The organism is uncultured Sphingomonas sp. (assembly GCF_913776855.1).
Taxonomy (GTDB): domain Bacteria; phylum Pseudomonadota; class Alphaproteobacteria; order Sphingomonadales; family Sphingomonadaceae; genus Sphingomonas.
In genome coordinates this window covers 19899-40741 of the sequence record NZ_CAJYQD010000044.1, presented here as the reverse complement: position 1 = coordinate 40741, position 20843 = coordinate 19899, and the positions used below count along the sequence as shown (strand labels likewise).

The window sequence follows — 20843 nt, the reverse complement described above, 5'->3', positions numbered from 1 at the left end:
TCCCGTTCGAAAGGACGTGCCATGTCGATCGATCGCCGTCGCCTGCTCGAACTTACCGGAATGTCGGCGCTTGCCGCGCTGATCGGCTGCGCGCCGGAGGCCAGCGAGGCTGCGCCGTCCTTTCCGGTCAAGCTGACCAATGCCCAGTGGAAGGCGCGCCTGTCGCCCGCACAATATGATGTCCTGCGACAGGAAGGGACCGAGCGTCCGTACAGCAGCCCGCTGAACGGGGAAAAGCGCAAGGGCGTCTTTGCCTGCGCCGGGTGCAGCCAGCCGCTGTTCCTGTCGTCGACCAAGTTCGAGAGCGGCACCGGCTGGCCCAGCTTCTACGCTCCGCGCAAGGGCGCCATAACCACCCGCAGCGACCGGTCGCTGATGATGACCCGGACCGAGGTGCTGTGCAGCCGTTGCGGCGGGCATCTCGGTCACGTGTTCGACGACGGCCCGCCGCCGACCGGCAAACGCTATTGCATGAACGGCGTGGCGATGACCTTTCGTCCCGCCTGAATGGCAAAAGGCCCGCCACTCGACGAGCGGCGGGCCTTTTCGCGGATGTGGGGCGGCAGGCTCAGTCGTTGAGCGCTACGACCATGCGGGCCTGTACCGGCTGGCCGCTGGCGCCACCCTGGGTCGGCGCGGGCGGATCGGTCTTCACGATGACCATCGGCGCGTCGATCGCGCTGCCATGCGGTGCGTGCTTGGCATAGATGAAACCGTTGGCGGGATATGCCGAGGTGCCGAGGCCGCCGAGCGGACCGTACCATACCTTTACTTCGCTCCAGTCGCCGGCGGCCGACACGTCGACCGCGCGGACATCGCGCTCGATCCCGCCACGCTGCGACCAATTGGCGTGGGTCAGCAGCACTTCGCGGTCGCTGACAACCTTCGACACCATGGCAACATGGCCGAGGCGCATCTTCGACGTAGCAGCAAACGACAGGACGGCGCCTTCCTTTGGCGCATGGCCGCGTTCGTACTTCCCGGCTGCCTGACCCCACCAGGTATGAGCGTTGCCGAAGATTTCGACGCCCGAAATTTCACGGGCATAGGGGGCGCATTGCCAGAACCGGGCCTGCGCCGGAGCCACCATCGCCAGAGCGCACGAAACCACCAGCGCAAAACGCGCTGCCACAGCACCAAACTTCATCTGACCCCCACGGCCCCACGAATGTCGTGAGCGGCATGAAGCAGGGTTTGCCGGCGGCGAAAACCCCACCGTCGGCCAAATGGGAACCAATTCCGACGAAGCGTGTTTGCGCGGCGATGACCGGCGGATGAACCGAGTGGCTTCGTTCGCTCTCCCCCCTCCCTGCCTGATCCCGCCGCACTGTCGGATGCGACGAACCGCATGACAGGAATGTTGCAATGCAACACCGAACCTGATCGGATGTGTCGTCGATCGGGATTGCCGCATTTCGTTCAGCAAGCCGTTAACCAATATGCGGCAATATCCGGTTGGTTGTAATCTTGGGCGGGGAGTTCAGAGATGGCGATTGCACGCAGGCCGGCCGAAGGCGCGATGACGCTGGCGGAAATGAAGGAGTTCGCGACCTTTTCGTCCGCGACGCAGCGTTACATCCGCCGCTCGCTCGATATCGGGCTGGACCGGGACGATGCGATGCGCCGCTGGTCGCGCGACGTGGTGGAGGCAGCCAGTATCCGCGCGCAGGCCCGCATCTACGACCGCCTGCCCGACATCCGCGCCTGCATTCCCGAAGACAGCGGGCTGGACGCGATCGAACCGTTCATGACGCCGCTGTTGACGGTGACTGCCTTCGACCTGGGCCAGGGGCGGCTGACGACGTTCGGCGCCTATCGCTTTCTCTATGAGCGGCTGGTCGGGCCGGAAGCGCGGCCGTGGCTGCCCGCCGCCTTCTGTGCATCGGCGGCGCTACCGCACCTCCACCCCGAACTGCGCCGCAAGCTGTTGCAGTCGCTGAGCGAAGCGGCGGCGACCGCATCGGGCTGGTCGATGCGACAACCGGCCTTCTATCCGGCATGGGTGGAAAAGGTGGAGGCCGGCGCACCGATGCATTGATGGTCGGGCGGGGTCAGCGACAGGCGCCGCCGAACCCGCGCCGCGCCTGGTCGAAGTGGAAATGGTCGCGGTGCGCGGCGTTGTAGTCCGGCGACAACACGGTCGAGAACACACCGCATGCGCCGTCGCGGACCTCGCGCAGGAACGCGGCCTTGGCGGCATCGTCGCGCCCCCTTCCCACCGTCCAGTCGCCGACGACACTCACCCGTCGCCCGTCGCGCAGGACGAATGCGGCGATGTCCAGCGCGTTGGCGGTCGCATGTTCGCTGAACGCGCCGGTATCGCGGCCGTACATCCGGCGGCAGTTATAGCTCCCGAAATTCTCGATCCGCGCCACGGGCACGCCGAAATGCCTTTGCGCGGCGGGCTGCACGACCTGCCATTCCCATAGCGCCATCGCCGTCGCCACCCGGCACGACACGCCGACATCGGGGGTGATCGCGATGGTGCGGGATCCGCCACCACGCATCCGCACTGCATCGGCATAGCCGCACTGCTCCGCCCCGTCGCGCGGCGGCAGCGCAGTATAGCGCACCCCAGCGGCATCGAGCAGCGCGCGACATCCGGCGTAATCGCCCGCCAGGTCGCCGATCTTGCCGCGGGTAAACATGCCGATCGGCTGCGACAGGTCGAGCGGCGTCCACGGCACGTCCTGCGGCCGGCTGCGGGTAAAGGCATAGAGCGCGAAGGCGATCGCGGCGAGGATGGCCAGCCAGACCAGGGTGCGGATGCCCATCGACAGCGCCCTCACCCCCGCACCGCACGCTCGGTCGGTTGGGCGGTGAACGGATAGCCCAGATCGTCGGGGATGCGGACCACGCTGCCCCCTTCCCGCTCCTCGATCCAGGGGGTGATCGTCCGCACCGGCCAGCGCCGCGCATCGGCCAGCACCCCATCGACATCGTCATGTTGCGCCAGGCGCGCCAGCACACAGCGCGTCGGGAACAGCAACGTCGCCTCCCGCCGATCGGCTGCGTTCAGTGCGGCGTCGGCGGTGATCCACAGGGTACGGACATTCTCGGTCGCGTCGACCCGTGCGGGCGGTGCATCGTCGGGGAGGCGTGCGACATAGAACCAGGTATCGAACACCCGCACCGGCATATGGTCGGGCCGCCACCGGGCATAGGGGATCAGCGCAGACGGATTGACGGGCGCCAGCGCGCCGATCGGTGCGCCATCGGCAAGCGCCGCGCGCATCGCCGCGATGTCGCCATCGACGCCGATCGCGATTCCGGCTTCCTCGATCGTCTCCCGAATCGCGGCCAGTCGCGGTGCCAGATCGCCGTCACCCATCGCCCATGCCAACGCTTCGTCCCCGGCGTCGATCCGCCCGCCGGGGAACACCAGCGCACCGCCGGCAAAGGCCATCGCCGCCGCGCGCTCGACCATCAATATCTCCGGCGCACCCTCGGCACGGTCGCGCAACAGGATCAGCGTGGCGGCGGGAATGGCAACGGTCATCGGGGAGAGTTGGGAAGCGCCCCCGGCAATGTGAAGGCGCCCGGCGTACGGACCAGCCGCCAGCCATCGGGCAAATAGTCGAGTGACATATAGTAATAGAACACGCACGTCCCGTCGGGACGATAGCTCGCGCCTTTCAACAATCCGATGGCGGTGGTGCCGACGAACACCGGCCCGCCGCTGTCGCCGCCCTTGCACCCCGGCCCCGCGACCGCCACCCAGGTCGGCAGGCACGGCCCGCCGCACAGGTCGCCCGATGGCGCGAAGTCGACCATCTCGACGTCGGCACAGCTATAGCCGCTATGTTCGCCCCGGTGGCACACGATGTCGCCGACCCGCGTGCCGGCCCGGCTGCGCTGCCCGTCGACCGGGCGCAGCACGGTGCGCGCCGCGTCTGAGAAGAACAGCGGCTGGACGGCTTCGGGGCTGGCATTGACCTGCACATCGTGGAAGCCCCAGCCCCACTGCTCGATAAAGGTCAGCGGCTTGCGCGTCCCGTCCTTCGCGACATGCTCCAACGTATCGGGGCAATGGGCGGCGGTGACGATGCCGTTCTGCATGCCGTTGGTCACGACGAAGCCGGTCGTGCAATAGAAACGCCGGCCGCTCGCCGGGTCGGGACCGATCAACCGCGATCCGCCGACAACCTCCCCCGCCAGGTCGAGTTCGGGGCGGCCGCTGGTCGCGATGCGAACCGGTACACCGGTCAGCGACACGATCTGCCGCTTGAGCGCCGCGACATCTCCCGCCGCATCCGCCGCGCCGATCAGGACGAGCAATTCGCCGTTCCGGGCGTCGATTCCCATGGCCGGCGGACGCTGGACCATCGCCCGGATTGCCGCCTGATGCGCGGTGATCGCTGCCAGCATCTCCGCGCGGGTCGCGGTCGCCCCGGTGCGGAAACGGATCGGGATGGAGAGACCGTCGATCGTCACCTGCCCGTCGGGCACCGCGCGCTTGCCGGTCAGCAGCACGATGACCGCACCGTCCCGTTCGATCACGGTCCCCGCCAGCCGGTCGCGATATTCCCCCTCGATCCATTCGGTCGCGGCGACGCTCGCCGCCTGCTTGCGCAACAGGACCAGCGCCTCGGCCGGGTCGATGCCGCGGATGCGTGCTACCTCGGCAGCGTCCTGCGCCAGCGCGGTATCGGCGGAAACGACGACGGCGGCGTCCTGCGCGGCGGCGGGACTTCCCACCGCCAGCGCAAGCGCCGCCGCCCAGTATCGCAGCACGAACAAGCTCAATCGAGCCGGCGTGCCAGTTCCTTGTTCAGCGCCAATGCCGCCAGCGTCCCGACCGCACCCGACAACAGATACAGGCCCGACGCGATCAGCCCCAGCTTGTCGGCCAGCGCCAGCGCCACGAACGGCGCGAACCCCGCGCCGAACAACCATGCGAGGTCCGACGTCAGCGCCGCGCCGGTATAGCGCGAATCCTTGGCGAAGTTCGACGCCACCGTCCCCGACGACTGGCCGAACGACAGGCCGAGCAGGATGAAGCCGGTGATCATGAACGCGATTTCGCCCGCATCCCCGCCGTTCAGCAGCAGCGGCGCCAGGCCAGAGAACAGTGCGATGGCGATCGCGCCGATCCCCAGCAGCGTGCGCCGCCCGACATGGTCGGCCAGCACGCCCGAGATGACGATCGCGAAGATAAAGAAGATCGCGCAGGCGGTTTCGATCCACAGGAAGCGTTCGATCGGCTGCTCGGTCTTGAGCAGGATCCACGACAGCGGGAACACGGTGACCATGTGGAACAGTGCGAAGCTGGCCAGCGGCACCAGCGCGCCGATCGCGATCGTCTTCCATTCGCGCTTGACGGTCGGCATCACCGCCGACGCCTTCAGCTCGCGATTCTCGAACAGCGCGGTATATTCCGGCGTCACGACGATGCGCAGCCGCGCGAACAGCGCCACGACGTTCAGCGCGAACGCGACGAAGAACGGATAGCGCCAGCCCCAGCTGATGAAATCCTCGGCACTCATATAGGCGGTGAAGAAAGCGAACAGCGCGCTGGCGACCATCAGGCCCAGCGGCGCGCCCAGCTGCGGGATCATCGCATACCACCCGCGCCGGTCCTGCGGCACGTTGAGCGCCAGCAGCGAGGCGAGGCCGTCCCAGGCACCGCCCAGCGCGATCCCCTGCAGGATGCGCAGCGCCGCCAGCAGGATCGCCGACCACGCGCCGACCTGTGCATAGCCGGGCAGGAAGCCCATCGCCACGGTCGCGGTGCCAAGCAGGAACAGCGCGATGGTCAGCTTCGTGCCGCGCCCATGGCGACGGTCGATCCACATGAACAGCAGCGTACCCAGCGGACGCGCAAAGAACGCCAGCGGGAACAGCGCGAACGAATAGAGCGTACCCGTCAGCCGGTCGACATAGGGGAACATCAGCTGCGGGAACACGATCACCGATGCGATCGCATACACGAAGAAGTCGAAGAACTCCGACGTACGCCCGATGATGACGCCGATGGCGATCTCTTCGGACTGGACGTTCACCTCGTCCGAGGAATTGACGACTCGGGCATCCCCCTCAAGCTCGCCGGAATGAACGAAGGCCTCGGCCATAGGGACTCCAGATATGGTGCGCTGCACGCGCAGATAGGCAGACTATGCGCCCGTTATCGCAATGCACCAAACGCGGGGATAGGACAAAATGTCCTATCGCAGTGCAGCATCGCACGGCATAGGTCGCGCTCATGATCCTGCCCCGCTCGCTCCCGTGGCACCGGCCACTGCGTTCGCTCCTTCCGCTCGCGGCATTGCCGCTGCTCGGTGGATGCGACCTGGTCGTGCTCAATCCCGCCGGCGACGTCGCGCGCCAACAGGGCGACGTCCTGATGATCTCGGTCGGCCTGATGTTGCTCATCATTATTCCGGTCATGGCGCTGACCGTCTGGTTCGCGTGGAAATACCGCGCGACCAATGAAAAGGCGACGTACAAGCCGAACTGGGACCATTCGACCGCGCTCGAACTGGTCATCTGGTCCGGCCCGCTGCTGATCGTCATCGCATTGGGCGCGCTGACCTGGATCAGCACCCACCTGCTCGACCCCTATCGCCCGATCGGGCAGATTTCGTCGGGCAAGCCGGTGCCGGAGAACCAGAAGCCGCTGGAAATCCAGGTCGTCTCGCTCGACTGGAAGTGGCTGTTCATCTATCCCGAACAGGGCATCGCCACGGTTAATCGGCTGGTGGTCCCGGTCGATCGCCAGGTGCGGTTCCGCCTGTCGTCGTCCTCGGTGATGAACACCTTCTACGTGCCCGCGATGGCCGGCATGATCTACACGATGCCGGGCATGGAGACGAAGCTGCACGCCGTGCTGAACAAGCCCGGCACGTTCGAGGGCATGTCGGCGCATTATAGCGGTGCCGGCTTCTCCTACATGAACTTCAAGACGACCAGCACCGATGCCGCCGGCTTCGACAAGTTCGTCGCGGGCGTGAAGGCGATGCCGAACCGGCTGGATACCGCACGCTATCTCCAACTGGAAAAGCCCAGCGAGAAGGTGCCGCCGATGGGCTTTTCGGGGGTCGAACAGGGCCTGTTCACCCGCATCGTGCAGATGTGCGTCAAGCCCGGCACGCCGTGCATGACCGAGAGCATGGGCCATGGCGGCCATGGTTCGGCGGTCAACAGCCGGCTGCCCGAGGGGGAGCGTACCAAGGGTGCACTCGAAAAGGCACCCTCCGAATATGGCGTCAGCCCGCACAGCAGCGGCGATGCGCCGCAAGGGTCGTCCGCCGCCCCCGGCGCCGCCGATCCGGGCAGCGACGCCAACCGTAACATGACCCGCATCGCGCCGCCCGCGATTCCGGGCCGCACCGCTCCGGCACTTGGCTGAGAACGAGATCATGTCCGATACCCTTACAAAGCTGATCTTCGGGCGCCTGACGCTCGAGAGCTTCCCGATCCACGAACCGATCATCGTCATGACATTCATCGCGGTCGCCATCGGCGGCGCGGCGGTGCTGGCGGCGCTGACCTATTTCAAACTGTGGGGCTATCTCTGGAAGGAGTGGTTCACCACGGTCGACCACAAGCGGATCGGGATCATGTACATGATCCTCGGCATCGTCATGCTGCTGCGCGGCTTTGCCGACGCGGTGATGATGCGCAGCCAGCAGGCGATCGCCTTCGGCCAGAACGAAGGGTTCCTGAACGCCCATCACTATGACCAGGTGTTCACCGCCCACGGCGTCATCATGATCTTCTTCGTGGCGATGCCGCTGGTCACGGGCCTGATGAACTTCATCGTGCCGCTGCAGATCGGCGCGCGCGACGTGTCCTTCCCGTTCCTGAACAATTTCAGCTTCTGGATGACCGCGTCGGGCGTCGTGATCGTCATGGCCAGCCTGTTCGTGGGCGAATTCGCGCGTACCGGCTGGCTGGCGTTCGCGCCGCTGTCGGGGCTGGATTACTCACCCGACGTGGGCGTCGACTATTATATCTGGGCATTGCAGCTTGCGGGCGTCGGGACATTGTTGTCGGGCGTCAACCTGATCGCGACCATCGTCAAGATGCGCGCGCCGGGCATGGGCCTGATGAAGATGCCGATCTTCACCTGGTCGGCGCTGGTGACCAACATCCTGATCGTCGCCGCCTTCCCGGTGCTGACGGCCGTCCTCGCGCTGCTGTCGCTCGACCGCTATGTCGGCACCAACTTCTTCACGAACACGCTCGGCGGCAACCCGATGATGTACGTGAACATGATCTGGATCTGGGGCCACCCGGAAGTCTACATCCTGATCCTGCCGGCGTTCGGCGTGTTCTCGGAAATCGTGTCGACCTTCTCGGGCAAGCGGCTGTTCGGCTATACGTCGATGGTCTACGCGCTGCTGGTCATCACCATCCTGTCGTACCTGGTGTGGCTGCACCACTTCTTCACCATGGGGTCGGGCGCGAGCGTCAACTCGTTCTTCGGCATCACGACGATGATCATCTCGATCCCGACGGGCGCGAAGATTTTCAACTGGCTGTTCACCATGTATCGCGGCCGCATCCGCTACGAACTGCCGATGATGTGGGCGATCGCGTTCATGCTGACCTTCACGGTCGGCGGCATGACCGGCGTGCTTCTTGCGGTGCCGCCTGCCGACTTCGTGCTGCACAACTCGCTGTTCCTCGTCGCCCACTTTCACAACGTCATCATTGGCGGCGTGGTGTTCGGGATGTTCGCGGGCATCAACTACTGGTTCCCGAAGGCGTTCGGCTTCAAGCTGGACAAGAAGTGGGGTCTGGTCAGCTTCTGGTGCTGGTTCGTCGGCTTCTGGGTCGCCTTCACCCCGCTCTATGTGCTGGGACTGATGGGCATCACCCGTCGCCTGCGCCACTTCGACGATCCGTCGCTCCAGATCTGGTTCGTCATCGCCGCCGTCGGCGCCGCGATCATCGCGGTCGGCATCGCCGCCTTCCTGGTGCAGATCGCCGTCAGCATCATGAACCGCGACAAGCTGCGCGACTTCACCGGCGATCCGTGGGGCGGTCGCAGCCTCGAATGGGCAACCTCGTCGCCGCCGCCGGACTATAACTTCGCGTTCACGCCCGTCGTCCACGACATGGACGCGTGGTACGACATGAAGAGCCACAAGTATGCGCGTCCGAAGGAAGGCTTCACCGCCATCCACATGCCGAGCAACACCTGGGCAGGGATCGTGCTGGCCGGCCTGTCGACCGTCTTCGGTCTGGCGATGGTCTGGTACATCTGGTGGCTGGCGGCACTGTCGTTCGTCGCAGTGATCGGCGTCGCGATCTTCCACACCTTCAACTACAACCGCGACTTCCACATTCCGGTCGAGGAAGTCATCGAGACGGAGCGGCAGCGGACTGCCGACCTCCAGGCCGCGGGGGCATAAGCATGGGTTCGTCGGTACAAATCCCCGCAGGCGCATCGGAACGCGCCTATCACCTGGCGGAGGAGCATGAGCATGAAGCCGGGTCCAGCACCATGCTGGGCTTCTGGCTCTACCTGATGAGCGATTGCCTCATCTTTGCCATGCTCTTCGCCGCCTATGGCGTCTATTCGGGCAGCACCGCGGGTGGCCCGGATGCCAAGGAACTGTTCGACCTGCCGCTGGTCGCGCTCAATACCGCGATGCTGCTGTTCTCGTCGATCACCTACGGCTTTGCGATGATCGCCGCCGAACAGGGCAAGAAGGGCGCGACGCTGCGCTGGCTCGCCATCACCGGCGTGTTCGGCCTGTGCTTCCTCGGCATCGAACTCTACGAGTTCAGTCACCTGATTCACGAAGGCGCCGGACCGCAGCGCAGCGCGTTCCTGTCCAGCTTCTTCACGCTGGTCGGCACCCACGGGCTGCACGTCACCTTCGGGTCGGTGTGGCTGGTCACGCTGATGGTGCAGGTCGCGAAATACGGCCTCGGTGCCGCCAATATGCGCCGGCTGATGTGCCTGTCGCTGTTCTGGCACTTCCTCGACGTCATCTGGATCGGCGTCTTCACCTTCGTATATCTGCTGGGAGTCCTCTAATGGCCGGCCACGCCCATCACGACGCGCATGGTCACGATCATGGCCACCACGGCCATGGCGGTCACGGCGACGCCCCTGCGCATGGGTCGCGCAAGGAATATATCATCGGCTTTCTGCTGTCGGTCCTGCTGACCGCCATCCCGTTCGGGCTGGTGATGTCGGGGGCGATCGCCGATGCGCGGATCACCGCTGCCATCGTGATGATCTGCGCTGTCGTGCAGATCATCGTCCACATGATCTACTTCCTGCACATGAACACCAAGTCTGAGAATGGCTGGACGCTGATGGCGCTGATCTTCACGGTCGTGCTGGTCGGGATCACCATCGCCGGGTCGCTGTGGGTCATGTACCATATGAACGTGAACATGATGCCCCAGATGTCCGGGGACATGAGCGCGATGTGACCCAGGCCCGGTCGATGGCGGGCCGGCCGATCCGACGCATCCTGATCGGGACCCTGATCGGATGCGTCATCGCCGGCCTGATCGGGCTGGGCGTGTGGCAGTTGCAGCGGCGGGTGTGGAAACTGGACCTGATCCAGCGCACCGAAGCGATGCTGCGCTCCCCGCCCGTCCCCGCCCCACCGCCTTCGCGCTGGGGCGCGATCGCGCAGGACGACGCCTATCGTCCCGTCGTCGCCACCGGGCGCTACCGCCGACAAGCCGATACCTATACGCAGGCCGCGACCGCACTGGGCGGCGGTTTCTGGGTCCTGACCCCGCTCGACACCGGGCGCTTCACGCTCCTCGTCAATCGCGGGTTCGTGCCGGCTGACAAGCGTGGCAAGGTAGCTCCGCCCACCGGCACCGTGACGGTGCGCGGGCTGTTGCGGATCACCGAACCCGGCGGCGGCTTCCTGCGCAGCAACGTGCCTGCCGAAGACCGCTGGTATTCGCGTGATGTCGCGGCGATCGCGGCCAGGCGCGGACTGGGCAACGTCGCCCCCTATTTCATCGATGCGGTCGCCGACCCCAAGGTCGAATGGCCACGCGGCGGGCTGACCGTCGTCACGTTTCGCAACAACCACCTCGTCTATGCGCTGACGTGGTTCGGCCTCGCGCTGCTGCTGGGCGGCATGACATGGTGGGTCGCACGACGCGAACCACGGGCGTAACATGCGCCCGATGCAACCCGCCGCCCCCGCCCCGACTCCGCAGCCGCCCGCGGCCGAGGGAGTCGGTCGCAACATGCTGTTGCTGGTGCAGCTGCGCTGGCTGGCGGTCGGGGGGCAGTTGGGGACGATCCTCGTGGTCGACGGGCTGCTCGGCATCCGTCTGCCGCTGGTCCCGATGGCGAGCGTGCTGGCGGGGCTGGTGCTGCTCAACCTCGTCACCCTTGCCCGTCGATCGCGGTGGAGCGACACCAACCTGCCGCTGTTCGCCGCGCTGGTCCTCGACGTCGCGGCATTGACCGCGCAGCTCTACTTGTCGGGCGGCGCGCGCAATCCGTTCGTCTCGCTCTATCTGTTGCAGGTCGTGATCGGCGCGATCCTGTTGAAGGTCTGGTCGAGCTGGGCGCTGGTAGCGATCACCAGTGGGGCGTTCGCGTTGCTGGGGCCGTTCCACCGCCCGCTCGACCTGCCGCCGGCCTATGCCAGCAGCCTGTCGGAGGCCTATCTGATCGGCAACTGGATCAACTTCGTGCTGGCCGCGACGTTGCTGGTTGCCTTCGTCACGCGGATTGCCGCCAACCTGCGCGACCGCGATACGAAAGTCGCCCGCCTCCACCAGCGCGCGGTCGAGGAGGAGCATATCGTCCGCATGGGCCTGCTCGCCAGCGGCGCCGCGCATGAACTGGGCACGCCGCTGTCGTCGATCGCGGTGCTGCTCGGCGACTGGAAGAACGAGCCGGCCATCCGCCGCGATCCGCGCTTCGTAGCGGAGGTCGACGACATGCGGGCCGAGGTCATGCGCTGCAAGGAAATCGTGTCGGGCATCCTGTTCGCCGCGGGCGAAGTGACCGGCGAGGCTCCGACCCGTACTACGCTGCGCACCTTCCTGACCGACACGCTGACCCGCTGGCGCGGCAACGATCCGGGCCGGGCGGCATTCGAGGATCGGCTGGGGCCGGACGTGCCGATCGTCGCCGACCGCGCGCTGGCGCAGGCGCTGACCAATTTGCTCGACAATGCGGTCGAGGCCGGTGGACGGCATATCGCGCTGGTGGCGCTGCGCGACGGGTCGATGCTGCGCCTGACGGTGCGCGACGACGGCAACGGCTTTTCGGACCGCATCCTCTCGCAGCTCGGCAAACCCTATAATACCAGCAAGGAGCGGCAGGGTGCCGGCCTCGGCCTTTATCTCGCCACCAACGTCCTGCGGCCGCTGGGCGGCACGATCGAGGCGCTGAACCGCGATGGCGGCGGGGCGGAGACGACGCTGATCCTGCCGATCGATTCGCTGGCGCTGGAGAAGACGCGATGACCGAGCGCCGATTGCTGATCGTCGAGGACGACGCCACCTTTGCCCGCACCCTGTGCCGGTCGTTCGAACGGCGCGGCTATGTGGTCGAGGTGACCGGCGGCCCCGAAAGGCTGGAGGAACTGGCGCGCGATTTCGCACCCGACCATGCGGTGGTCGACCTGCGGCTAGGCGGTGCGTCTGGCCTGGCCTGCGTCTCCGCATTGTCGGCGATCGATCCGGCGATGCGGATCGTCGTGCTGACCGGCTTCGCCAGCATCGCGACGGCGGTGGAGGCGATCAAGCTGGGCGCGACCAACTATCTGACCAAGCCCGCCAACACCGACGAAATCGAAGCGGCCTTCGCCCGTGTCGAAGGGAATGCGGATGCCGACCTGACTGCCGCCCCGACCTCGATCAAGACGCTGGAGTGGGAACATATCCACCAGACGCTGGCCGATACCGGCTTCAACATCTCCGAAGCGGCCCGTCGGCTCGGGATGCATCGCCGGACACTGGCGCGCAAGCTCGACAAGCGCCATCTTTCCTGACGGCGGGGGTTCGAAACTACCATTTCCTTGTGGTAACAGGCGCGCAAGGGGAACGGTTCATCGTGCGGCAGGTTCGAATGCGATACAGCCTGCGTGCCGCACCGGAAGAGTATAGGATGACGACGATTACCGACCATCGCCCTAGTTTCCACCGCCTTGCCCGCAGCGTGCTGCTGGCCGGCATCGCGCTGACCGGCTCGGCCACCGCCATGGCGCAGGTGACGCCGCCGCCGGTGGTGCCGACGCTGCCGACCACCGCGCCGATGGTGCAGGTGGTGCCCGCCCCCCTGCCGCTGCCGACGCTGACCGCCGCGCAGGAGAGCGAACTTGCCCGGCTGCTGGCGCGCGATGCCGTGGCGCAGGGGCTGAAGGATCGCGAACCGTCGCTGGATGGCCTGACCGGCCCGGCGCTGGTCCGCGCCGCGCTCGACCATGCCCATGCGGTGCGCGCCGGACGGCTGGATAACGCGGATTTCCAGAAGGACTGGGCGATGCGGCCGCAGGCGTTCGACCCGTTGCCGTCGTTCCGCGACGCGGTGGCGACGAACAAGCTGGCAAGCTGGATCGCGTCGCTCCCGCCGCCCTATGCCGGATACGACACGCTGGTCGCGGGCCTTGCGCGCTATCGCAAGATCCAGGCGAATGGCGGCTGGCCGACGATCGGCGCAGGCTCCGACATGCGGTTGGGCGGGCGCGGGCCGCAGGTGGCGGCGCTGCGCAAGCGGCTGGCGGTGGAGGACAGCGAACTGTCGGCAAGTGGCGACACGTTCGACCAGTCGCTGCTGGATGCGGTCCGCCGTGCGCAGCGTCGCTATGGCCTGAACCCCGCCGGACAGGTCGGTGGGCAGACGGTTGCGTCGCTCAACGTACCGGTGGGTGAGCGGATCAAGCAGATCAAGGCGAATATGGAGCGGTGGCGCTGGCTGCCGACCGAGCTGGAAAAGAACCGTATCCAGGTGAACATCGCCGCCGCCGTGCTGACGGTGTTCGACGGCGATCAGCCGGTGACATCAATGAAGGCGGTGACGGGCCGTCCGGGCGACGAGACGCCGATGCTCACCTCGACGATCCATTCGATCGTCCTCAATCCGCCATGGAATGTCCCGTCGTCGATTGCCGATAAGGAATTGTGGCCCAAGGAACGGGCGAACCCCGGTTATTTGAAGCGCAACGGCTTTCGCGTGATCGAGACGGAAGGCGGCGGGCGCCGTCTGCAGCAGGCGTCGGAGAACAGCGCGCTCGGGCGGTTCAAGTTCGATTTCGACAATCCGTTCGCGGTCTATCTGCACGATACCCCGGCACAGGCGGGCTTCGCCAAGTTCGACCGGCTGGCCAGCCATGGCTGTGTCCGCCTCGAAAAGCCCGAGGACCTGGCGCGGTTGCTGCTGCGCACCACGCCCGAATGGCCGGACACGCAGATCGACGCGACACTCGCATCGGGTAAGACCGTGCGCGCGAAGGTCGCCGATCCGGTGAAGGTGTATCTGCTCTACTGGACCGCCTTCGCCACGCCGAACGGCACGATGAGCTTCCGCGAGGATCCGTATAAATGGGACGGCGTGCTGGCAAACAAGATCGCAGCACGCGCCGAGGCCAGCCAGTTGGCCGCACGATAAGGGGGATGACGATGAAAAACGGATGGCGCGTGGCGCTGCTCGCCGGCAGCGGCCTGTTGCTGGCGACCGGCTTGGGCGGTTGCTCGGACAAGGCGCCCGAAGACGCCCCGATCGAAAACAGCGCGTTCGACGAGGAAGCGCCGCCGCCCACCCCGCTGGCGGAGGAAAATTACGAGGCCGCGCCGCCGGTCACCGAAAACCTGTCGGCCGTTGCTCCGGCCGAAGTCCTGCCCCCGCCCCCGCCGGTCGAACCCGACCAGCAGGTGCTGGACGACGCATCGGCCACCGGCATGACCTCGCGCTCGACCCGCGGCCAGAGTGGCAGCGACGACGATGCACCGGTCGACGACACGATGGTGAACCAGCAGGAAGCCGACGTCCCCAACGGGTGAGGGTTTTGGATGCGGGGTGGGCGGCAGGGTGCCGTCCATCCCGGCGTTCCGTGTGGTATGTCCGGTCCGCGCCCGATCCGACCTATCGTTGTGTTAGAGCTTGGGCGTCCGGCCGATCCCGGCACATCGCTCTGGCAAAACCGGCTTTCGCGGGAAAGACATGTGGTTGACGCAGGATGTCGGACTGCTCGTACCAACGCTCCGTTTGCGATGTATCAGCACGGCCCCGCAACTGGTGGCACCGAAATCGCTAGAGTAGGATAACCTCAAGCCTGCCTGTTCGCCCTCAGTCGCTCATGAACCTGTCAAAGGGGCGTATGGGAGGAACGTTTGGGGTAGATGCTGCAATACGCTCTCTCGACAAACCCCTTGGCCACGCAGGAGGGGCGCGTCGGGATCATCCCCCGATACTTCACCAACCTGCTGCCAGTGCAGCGTCTGGCGGCGTAGCCTGACGGGCAGGAACTATCCGCAATGACCGCCCCCGGCAGGAAGCGGTCCGACGCTTGCACGAATATCGCAAATCCGCCGCTCAGGCCGCCTGCGCAGTCCCTTCCACCGGCACAACCGGCGCATAGGCGCGATCGAGATACAGGTTCGCCAATTCGTAATGCGCGCTCACGACCTGCTCATGGTCGGCACGCTGCGCAAATTCCAGCTGCTGTTCGGCACGGCGTACAAAATAGGACATTTCGTCCGATACGATCGAAGACACGACAACCTCTCAAGGACGTTAACCCGTCCGTCTATGATACCCGCCCGGCAGGACCGGACATGCGAAGAACGCATAACGGGTGCCGGGGATGCGTGTCGCCGTAAATTCTGACGCCGTGATGACACCGCCGACCGCATCGACGAACGCGGCAAACGGTGTCGCATCAATTACATACGACGGTGTTTCCCGCCATAGCGCCCGCCGATATAGGCACCCAGCCGATCCATCTCGCTCGCCGCCGCGACCACCGCGTCGCTCTGGCATGGCAGCGGGTCGCGTTCGCGGTCGGCTGCCCGGCTGGCGACCTTCGCCGCCAGTTCCTCGATATCGGCGCGCGACAACAGGTTCTTCTCGCGCAACAGGCAGAGCAGGCTTTGCAGGATCACCATGCTCTTCTCGCCGGCGGCATCGCCCGGTTCGATCGGATTCATCGTTCCTCTCCTTATCGTTATGCAGGAGAGCATATGCCGATCATATCGCGACGCAAGGGGTCTGTTCGGCGGGCTAGTTCAGCCCGCCCCCCAGTGTCCGATACAGCGTGACCAGGTTGCTTGCCCGCGCCAGCCGGGTCTGCACCAGCGCCTGTCGTGCGGTATAGCTGGTGCGTTGCGCGTCGAGCGTGTTCAGGAAGGAATCGATGCCGGCACGATAGCGCGCATCCGACAGCCGCTGGGCCGTGGCCGCCGAGCGCGCCTTTGCGGTCTGTGCCGATAGCTGTTCGTCGATCGTGCCGCGCGTCGCCAGCGCATCGGCCACTTCCTTGAACGCCGTCTGCAGCGTACCTTCATAGGTCGCGACCGCCGCCAGTTGCTGCGCACGGGCGACCTCGACATTGCCACGCCGCTGGCCGCCGTCGAACAGTGGCAGCGCCACCGCCGGAGCGACCGAGAATTGCTGCGTCCCCGATCCGAACAGGCCACCCAGCGCGGTGCTGATCGTACCCAGCGTCGCGGTCAGGGAAATGGTCGGGAACAGCGCAGCACGCGCCGCCCCGATATTGGCGTTGGCGGCATACAGGCGACGCTCGGCCTGCAATACGTCCGGCCGACGCAGCAGCACCGCGGACGACACGCCGGTCGGCAGGTTCGACAGGATCGGATCGCGCTCGCCCAGTTCGGTCGGCAGCTGTTCGACCGGAACCGTCGTCCCCGCCAGCAGGTTGATCGCATTCTGGTCCTGCGCGATCTGCGCGGTCAGTGCGGCGATGTCGTTGCGGGCCTGCTGGTAGCTCGTCTCTGCCTGCTGCACCTCCAGCTCGGAGATGACCCCGACCCGGAACTGCGCACGGGTCAGTTCCAGCGTCCGGCCGAAGCTGGTCAGCGTTTCGCGCGATAGGCGCAACTGGTCCTGATCGGCCGCCATGGTCAGCCACGCGGTCGCGACTTCGCCGATCAGCGTGATCCGTGCGGCGCGCTGTGCCTCTTCGGTCGCGAAATATTCCTGCAGGCCCGCCTGGCTCAGATTGCGCACCCGCCCGAACAGATCGAGTTCGAACGCGGAAAACCCGACCGACGCTTGATAGATTTCGAGGTTGCCGGTCTGGGCGGGCACGCCGCCCGCGCCACCGGCACCTCCTGCCCCGCCGGCACCACCCAGCGCGCCGAACGGGTTGTTGGTATAGGTAACGCCGCCATTGGCGGAGGTCGTCGGCACCTGGCTGGCGCGGGTCACGCGATATTGCGCGCGGGCGGCCAGCACATTGGCCGCCGTCACCCGGTAATCGCGGTTGTTGTCGAGCGCGGTGGCAATCACCGCCTGCAACCGCGGATCGACGAAGAAATCGCGATAGCCGATCCGGGTCACATCGGCCTGTTCGGCGCCCAGCACCGGATAGGATCCGCCCTGCGGCAGGATGGACGGAATCGCCCCCTCCGGCCGGACATTCTTGGGCGCCAGATTGCACCCCGCCAGCGCGGTGGTGGCGACGAGGAGGGTCAGGTTACGCAGCGTCATGGCGTTCTTGCTCATGGTCATGCTCCCTGCGGCGCGGGTTCGTCGCCGTGGGTGGAGCGGTTGCCGTCTTCGCGGTCATTGTCCCGCGTGTCGGCAGGGGTGTCCTTGCCGCCGTGCCCGAACAGGCGCAGCACGACGACGAAGAACATCGGTACGAAGAAGATTGCGAGGATCGTCGCCGACAACATGCCGCCGACCACCGCCCGGCCGATCGCGTTCTGGCCGCCCGCGCCGGCGCCGGTGCTGATCGCCAGCGGCAGCACACCGAACACGAAGGCGAGCGAGGTCATCAGGATCGGGCGCAATCGCAACCGCGCCGCCTCCACCGCGGCATCGACCGCGTTCATCCCGTCACCCATCCGCTCTTCGGCGAACTCGACGATCAGGATCGCGTTCTTCGCCGACACGCCGATGGTCGTGATGAGACCGACCTGCAGGTAGATGTCGTTGTTCAGCCCCGTCAGCCACGCCGCCAGCAGCGCGCCCAGAATGCCCAGCGGCACGACCAGCAGCACCGAAATCGGTACCGACCAGCTTTCGTACAACGCGGCGAGGCAGAGGAACACGATCAGCAGCGACAGGCCATAAAGCGCCGGCGCCTGACCACCCGACAGCCGTTCCTCGAACGACAGCCCGGTCCATTCGAGCGCGGTGCCCGGCGGCAGCTTGGCGTGGATTTCCTCCATCGCCTGCATCGCCGCACCGGTGCTGAGCCCCGGTCCGGGTGCACCCTGCAACTGCATCGCCGACTGGCCGTTATAGCGGGTCAGCGACACCGGCGCATTGGCCCATTCGAGCGTCGAGAAGGCGGTGAACGGCACCATCTGCCCGTTCGCGCCGCGCACATACAGGTCGCCGACATCCTCCGGCGCAAGCCGGTAGGGCGCATCGGCCTGCACATAGACGCGCTTCACGCGACCGCGATCGATGAAGTCGTTGATATAGCCGCCGCCCCATGCGGTCGCGATCGTCGAATTGACGTCGGCCAGATCCAGCCCCAGCGCGCGTGCCTTGTCCTCGTCGATCTTCACCTTGAGCTGCGGTGCGTCGTCGAGGCTGAGCGGCCGGACCTGCGCCACGCGCGGGTCCTGCGACGCCATGCCCAGCATCATGTTGCGCGCCTGCAACAACCGTTCGTGGCCGATGCCGCCGGTATCGACCAGCTGCACGTCGAAGCCGGTGGCGTTGCCCAGTTCCTGCACGGCCGGCGGCACCAGCGCGAAGATCATGCCGTCCTTATACTGGCTGAACGCCCCCATCGCCCGGCCGACGATCGCCTGCGCCTTGTTCTCGGCGCCGCCACGATCCTCCCACGGCTTCAGGTTGACGAACACCAGACCGGCATTCTGCCCCTGCCCCGCGAAACTGAAGCCGTTGACGGTGAAGACGCCCGCGACATTGGCCGATTCCTGCTTGAGGAAATGGTCGCGAACCACGTTCAGGCCGTTTTCGGTGCGGCTGCTCGTCGATCCTGCCGGCCCCTGCACCAGCGCCAGCACGGTGCCCTGATCCTCGTCGGGCAGGAAGCCCGAGGGCAGGCGCGTGAAGACGAAGACCATGCCCGCCACGATCAGCAGATAGACGAGCATCGACCGTTTCCAGCTGCGCGTGGTGCGACGTACCCCGCCCTCATATTTCTGCTGGCCGCGTTCGAACCGGTCGTTGAACCAGCGGAAGAAGCGCGCGAGCAGGCCGTTGCCCTTCTCGTGCTTGTGCGGATCATGCGGTTTCAGGATCGTGGCGCAGAGCGCCGGCGTCAGGATCAGCGCGACCAGCACCGACAGCACCATCGCCGAGACGATCGTGATCGAGAACTGGCGATAGATGACGCCGGTCGACCCGCCGAAGAACGCCATCGGCAGGAACACCGCCGACAGGACCAGGCCAATGCCCACCAGCGCGCTGGTGATCTCGTCCATCGACTTGCGCGCGGCTTCCCTGGGGGACAGCCCCTCGGTCTGGATCAGGCGTTCGACGTTCTCGACGACGACGATCGCGTCATCGACCAGCAGGCCGATCGCCAGCACCATGCCGAACAGTGTCAGCGTGTTGATGGTGAAGCCAGCGACCGCCATCACCGCGAAGGTGCCGAGCAGCACCACCGGCACCGCGATGGTCGGGATGATCGTCGCACGCCAGTTCTGCAGGAACAGGAACATGACGAGGAAGACCAGCACCACCGCCTCGATCAGCGTGTGGATGACCTGTTCGACCGACAGGCGGACGAACGGCGTCGTGTCGTACGGATAGATGACCTTCACGTCGCCCGGCAGGCTGCGTCCGATCTCCTGCGCGCGCGCCTTGACCAGTTCCACCGTGTCGAGCGCGTTGGCACCGGCGGCAAGGCGGACGCCGAAGCCCGAAGCGGGCTTGCCGTTATACTGCACGTCGAAGCCGTAATTCTCGGCTCCCAGTTCGACCCGCGCGACATCGCCCAGCCGGACGACCGCGCCATCGGCGTTAGTCTTCAGGCGGATGTTGGCGAACTGCTCCGGCGTCTGCAGGCGCGACTGGACGCTGACCGTGGCGTTCAGCATCTGCTCCTTGGGTGCCGGCAGCGCACCGATCTGGCCGGCCGAGACCTGCGCGTTCTGCGCCTGTACGGCCGACGTCACATCGGCGACGGTCAGCTGATAGCTGTTGAGCTTGATCGGATCGAGCCAGATGCGCATCGCATATTGCGCGCCGAACACCTGCAACTCACCCACGCCGCTGACGCGGCTGATCGGGTCCTGGAACTGCGACACGACCATGTCGGACAGGTCGTTGTTGGTATGCGATCCGTCGGTCGACACGAGGCCGACGACCAGCAGGAAGCTGGCGGCGGACTTGGTGACCTGAATGCCCTGGCGCTGGACCTCCTGCGGCAATAGCGGGGTCGCCGCCTGCAGCTTGTTCTGCACCTGCACCTGGGCGATGTCGGGATCGGTGCCCTGTTCGAAGGTCAGGGTGATCGTCACCGTCCCCGCCGAGGAGGACGAGGACGAGAAATAGCGCAGATTGTCGATGCCCTTGAGCTGCTGCTCGATGATCTGGGTCGTCGTGCGCTCCAGCGTCTCGGCATCGGCACCCGGATAGATGGCGGTGATCGCGACCGCGGGCGGCGCGATCTCCGGGAACTGCGCGATCGGCAGGCTGCGGATCGCGATGGCGCCAGCGAGCATCATCACGACGGCGATGACCCATGCGAAGATGGGTCGGTCGATGAAATAGCGTGACATGGCCC

The 20843-nt window shown here is 66.0% G+C and carries 20 protein-coding genes; 11 read left to right on the top strand and 9 right to left on the bottom strand.

Features of this window, described 5'->3' with window-relative positions:
• The first annotated feature begins 60 nt into the window (after positions 1-60).
• Entirely contained in the window at positions 61-507 is a 447-nt protein-coding gene (gene msrB / locus QZ755_RS13910) for a peptide-methionine (R)-S-oxide reductase MsrB (protein ID WP_294324048.1), read from the top strand.
• A gap of 61 nt (positions 508-568) precedes the next feature.
• Here the strand turns inward: msrB and QZ755_RS13905 are convergent, their stop codons facing one another.
• Positions 569-1147 (bottom strand): CHAP domain-containing protein, encoded by a 579-nt coding sequence (locus tag QZ755_RS13905; protein ID WP_294323971.1) that lies wholly within the window; start codon positions 1145-1147, stop codon positions 569-571.
• Positions 1148-1486: 339 nt separating this feature from the next.
• Between QZ755_RS13905 and QZ755_RS13900 the strand changes: the two genes are divergently transcribed.
• On the top strand, positions 1487-2038 hold the full coding sequence (locus tag QZ755_RS13900; RefSeq protein ID WP_294323969.1) for a hypothetical protein: 552 nt from the start codon (positions 1487-1489) through the stop codon (positions 2036-2038).
• Between the two features lie 13 nt (positions 2039-2051).
• Here QZ755_RS13900 and QZ755_RS13895 read toward each other — a convergent pair whose 3' ends face one another.
• Genes QZ755_RS13895 through QZ755_RS13880 form a run of 4 tightly spaced genes read right to left on the bottom strand, consistent with a single transcriptional unit; the run spans position 2052 to position 6071 of the window.
• Positions 2052-2789 carry an extensin family protein gene (locus QZ755_RS13895; protein WP_294323967.1) on the bottom strand — a complete coding sequence of 246 codons (738 nt, stop codon included), beginning with the start codon at positions 2787-2789 and terminating at the stop codon, positions 2052-2054.
• Positions 2786-3499, bottom strand: a complete 714-nt coding sequence (locus tag QZ755_RS13890; protein WP_294323965.1) for an NUDIX domain-containing protein — start codon at positions 3497-3499, stop codon at positions 2786-2788. The genes QZ755_RS13895 and QZ755_RS13890 overlap by 4 nt, the downstream gene beginning before the upstream one ends.
• Positions 3496-4734: a hypothetical protein gene (locus QZ755_RS13885; RefSeq protein ID WP_294323963.1), complete on the bottom strand. Its 1239-nt coding sequence runs from the start codon at positions 4732-4734 to the stop codon at positions 3496-3498. The genes QZ755_RS13890 and QZ755_RS13885 overlap by 4 nt, the downstream gene beginning before the upstream one ends.
• 8 nt (positions 4735-4742) lie before the next feature.
• Positions 4743-6071, bottom strand: a complete 1329-nt coding sequence (locus QZ755_RS13880) for an MFS transporter (RefSeq protein WP_294323961.1) — start codon at positions 6069-6071, stop codon at positions 4743-4745.
• Positions 6072-6202: 131 nt separating this feature from the next.
• On the opposite strand from QZ755_RS13880, the gene cyoA reads away from it, so the two are divergent.
• From cyoA to QZ755_RS13835, 9 genes are all read left to right on the top strand, one after another.
• Entirely contained in the window at positions 6203-7348 is a 1146-nt protein-coding gene (gene cyoA / locus QZ755_RS13875; RefSeq protein WP_294323959.1) for a ubiquinol oxidase subunit II, read from the top strand.
• A 10-nt stretch (positions 7349-7358) separates the two neighbouring features.
• Entirely contained in the window at positions 7359-9359 is a 2001-nt protein-coding gene (gene cyoB / locus QZ755_RS13870) for a cytochrome o ubiquinol oxidase subunit I (protein ID WP_294323957.1), read from the top strand.
• Positions 9360-9361: 2 nt separating this feature from the next.
• A complete protein-coding gene (gene cyoC / locus QZ755_RS13865) occupies positions 9362-9991 on the top strand; it encodes a cytochrome o ubiquinol oxidase subunit III (protein WP_055790543.1) in 630 nt (209 codons plus the stop codon).
• Positions 9991-10395 (top strand): cytochrome o ubiquinol oxidase subunit IV, encoded by a 405-nt coding sequence (cyoD, locus tag QZ755_RS13860; protein WP_294323951.1) that lies wholly within the window; start codon positions 9991-9993, stop codon positions 10393-10395. The genes cyoC and cyoD overlap by 1 nt, the downstream gene beginning before the upstream one ends.
• A gap of 14 nt (positions 10396-10409) precedes the next feature.
• Positions 10410-11105, top strand: a complete 696-nt coding sequence (locus QZ755_RS13855) for an SURF1 family protein (RefSeq protein ID WP_294324046.1) — start codon at positions 10410-10412, stop codon at positions 11103-11105.
• A 10-nt stretch (positions 11106-11115) separates the two neighbouring features.
• Positions 11116-12414, top strand: coding sequence for an ATP-binding protein (locus QZ755_RS13850; protein WP_294323950.1), 1299 nt, complete (start codon positions 11116-11118; stop codon positions 12412-12414).
• Entirely contained in the window at positions 12411-12941 is a 531-nt protein-coding gene (locus tag QZ755_RS13845; RefSeq protein ID WP_294323948.1) for a response regulator transcription factor, read from the top strand. The genes QZ755_RS13850 and QZ755_RS13845 overlap by 4 nt, the downstream gene beginning before the upstream one ends.
• Positions 12942-13057: 116 nt before the next feature.
• Positions 13058-14557: a L,D-transpeptidase family protein gene (locus QZ755_RS13840; protein WP_294323946.1), complete on the top strand. Its 1500-nt coding sequence runs from the start codon at positions 13058-13060 to the stop codon at positions 14555-14557.
• An 11-nt stretch (positions 14558-14568) separates the two neighbouring features.
• Positions 14569-14949, top strand: coding sequence for a hypothetical protein (locus tag QZ755_RS13835; RefSeq protein WP_294323945.1), 381 nt, complete (start codon positions 14569-14571; stop codon positions 14947-14949).
• A gap of 532 nt (positions 14950-15481) precedes the next feature.
• On the opposite strand, the gene QZ755_RS13830 is transcribed toward QZ755_RS13835, so the two are convergent.
• The 4 genes from QZ755_RS13830 to QZ755_RS13815 form a co-directional block, all read right to left on the bottom strand.
• Positions 15482-15640 (bottom strand): hypothetical protein, encoded by a 159-nt coding sequence (locus QZ755_RS13830; RefSeq protein ID WP_294323944.1) that lies wholly within the window; start codon positions 15638-15640, stop codon positions 15482-15484.
• A 191-nt stretch (positions 15641-15831) separates the two neighbouring features.
• Complete coding sequence (locus tag QZ755_RS13825; protein WP_294323942.1) at positions 15832-16095, bottom strand: hypothetical protein; 264 nt, start codon at positions 16093-16095, stop codon at positions 15832-15834.
• A 73-nt stretch (positions 16096-16168) separates the two neighbouring features.
• A complete protein-coding gene (locus tag QZ755_RS13820) occupies positions 16169-17638 on the bottom strand; it encodes an efflux transporter outer membrane subunit (protein ID WP_294323941.1) in 1470 nt (489 codons plus the stop codon).
• Positions 17635-20838, bottom strand: coding sequence for an efflux RND transporter permease subunit (locus QZ755_RS13815; RefSeq protein ID WP_294323939.1), 3204 nt, complete (start codon positions 20836-20838; stop codon positions 17635-17637). Before QZ755_RS13815 ends, QZ755_RS13820 begins: the two co-directional genes overlap by 4 nt.
• Positions 20839-20843 lie beyond the last annotated feature (5 nt).

Bases quoted from the DNA above. Each gene is read 5' to 3' on its own strand.
- msrB (WP_294324048.1), top strand. From the start codon at position 61: ATGTCGGCGCTTGCCGCGCTGATCGGCTGCGCGCCGGAGGCCAGCGAG.
- QZ755_RS13905 (WP_294323971.1), bottom strand. From the start codon at position 1,147: ATGAAGTTTGGTGCTGTGGCAGCGCGTTTTGCGCTGGTGGTTTCGTGC.
- QZ755_RS13900 (WP_294323969.1), top strand. From the start codon at position 1,487: ATGGCGATTGCACGCAGGCCGGCCGAAGGCGCGATGACGCTGGCGGAA.
- QZ755_RS13890 (WP_294323965.1), bottom strand. From the start codon at position 3,499: ATGACCGTTGCCATTCCCGCCGCCACGCTGATCCTGTTGCGCGACCGT.
- QZ755_RS13880 (WP_294323961.1), bottom strand. From the start codon at position 6,071: ATGGCCGAGGCCTTCGTTCATTCCGGCGAGCTTGAGGGGGATGCCCGA.
- cyoA (WP_294323959.1), top strand. From the start codon at position 6,203: ATGATCCTGCCCCGCTCGCTCCCGTGGCACCGGCCACTGCGTTCGCTC.
- cyoB (WP_294323957.1), top strand. From the start codon at position 7,359: ATGTCCGATACCCTTACAAAGCTGATCTTCGGGCGCCTGACGCTCGAG.
- cyoC (WP_055790543.1), top strand. From the start codon at position 9,362: ATGGGTTCGTCGGTACAAATCCCCGCAGGCGCATCGGAACGCGCCTAT.
- cyoD (WP_294323951.1), top strand. From the start codon at position 9,991: ATGGCCGGCCACGCCCATCACGACGCGCATGGTCACGATCATGGCCAC.
- QZ755_RS13855 (WP_294324046.1), top strand. From the start codon at position 10,410: ATGGCGGGCCGGCCGATCCGACGCATCCTGATCGGGACCCTGATCGGA.
- QZ755_RS13850 (WP_294323950.1), top strand. From the start codon at position 11,116: ATGCAACCCGCCGCCCCCGCCCCGACTCCGCAGCCGCCCGCGGCCGAG.
- QZ755_RS13845 (WP_294323948.1), top strand. From the start codon at position 12,411: ATGACCGAGCGCCGATTGCTGATCGTCGAGGACGACGCCACCTTTGCC.
- QZ755_RS13840 (WP_294323946.1), top strand. From the start codon at position 13,058: ATGACGACGATTACCGACCATCGCCCTAGTTTCCACCGCCTTGCCCGC.
- QZ755_RS13835 (WP_294323945.1), top strand. From the start codon at position 14,569: ATGAAAAACGGATGGCGCGTGGCGCTGCTCGCCGGCAGCGGCCTGTTG.
- QZ755_RS13830 (WP_294323944.1), bottom strand. From the start codon at position 15,640: ATGTCCTATTTTGTACGCCGTGCCGAACAGCAGCTGGAATTTGCGCAG.
- QZ755_RS13825 (WP_294323942.1), bottom strand. From the start codon at position 16,095: ATGAATCCGATCGAACCGGGCGATGCCGCCGGCGAGAAGAGCATGGTG.
- QZ755_RS13820 (WP_294323941.1), bottom strand. From the start codon at position 17,638: ATGACCATGAGCAAGAACGCCATGACGCTGCGTAACCTGACCCTCCTC.
- QZ755_RS13815 (WP_294323939.1), bottom strand. From the start codon at position 20,838: ATGTCACGCTATTTCATCGACCGACCCATCTTCGCATGGGTCATCGCC.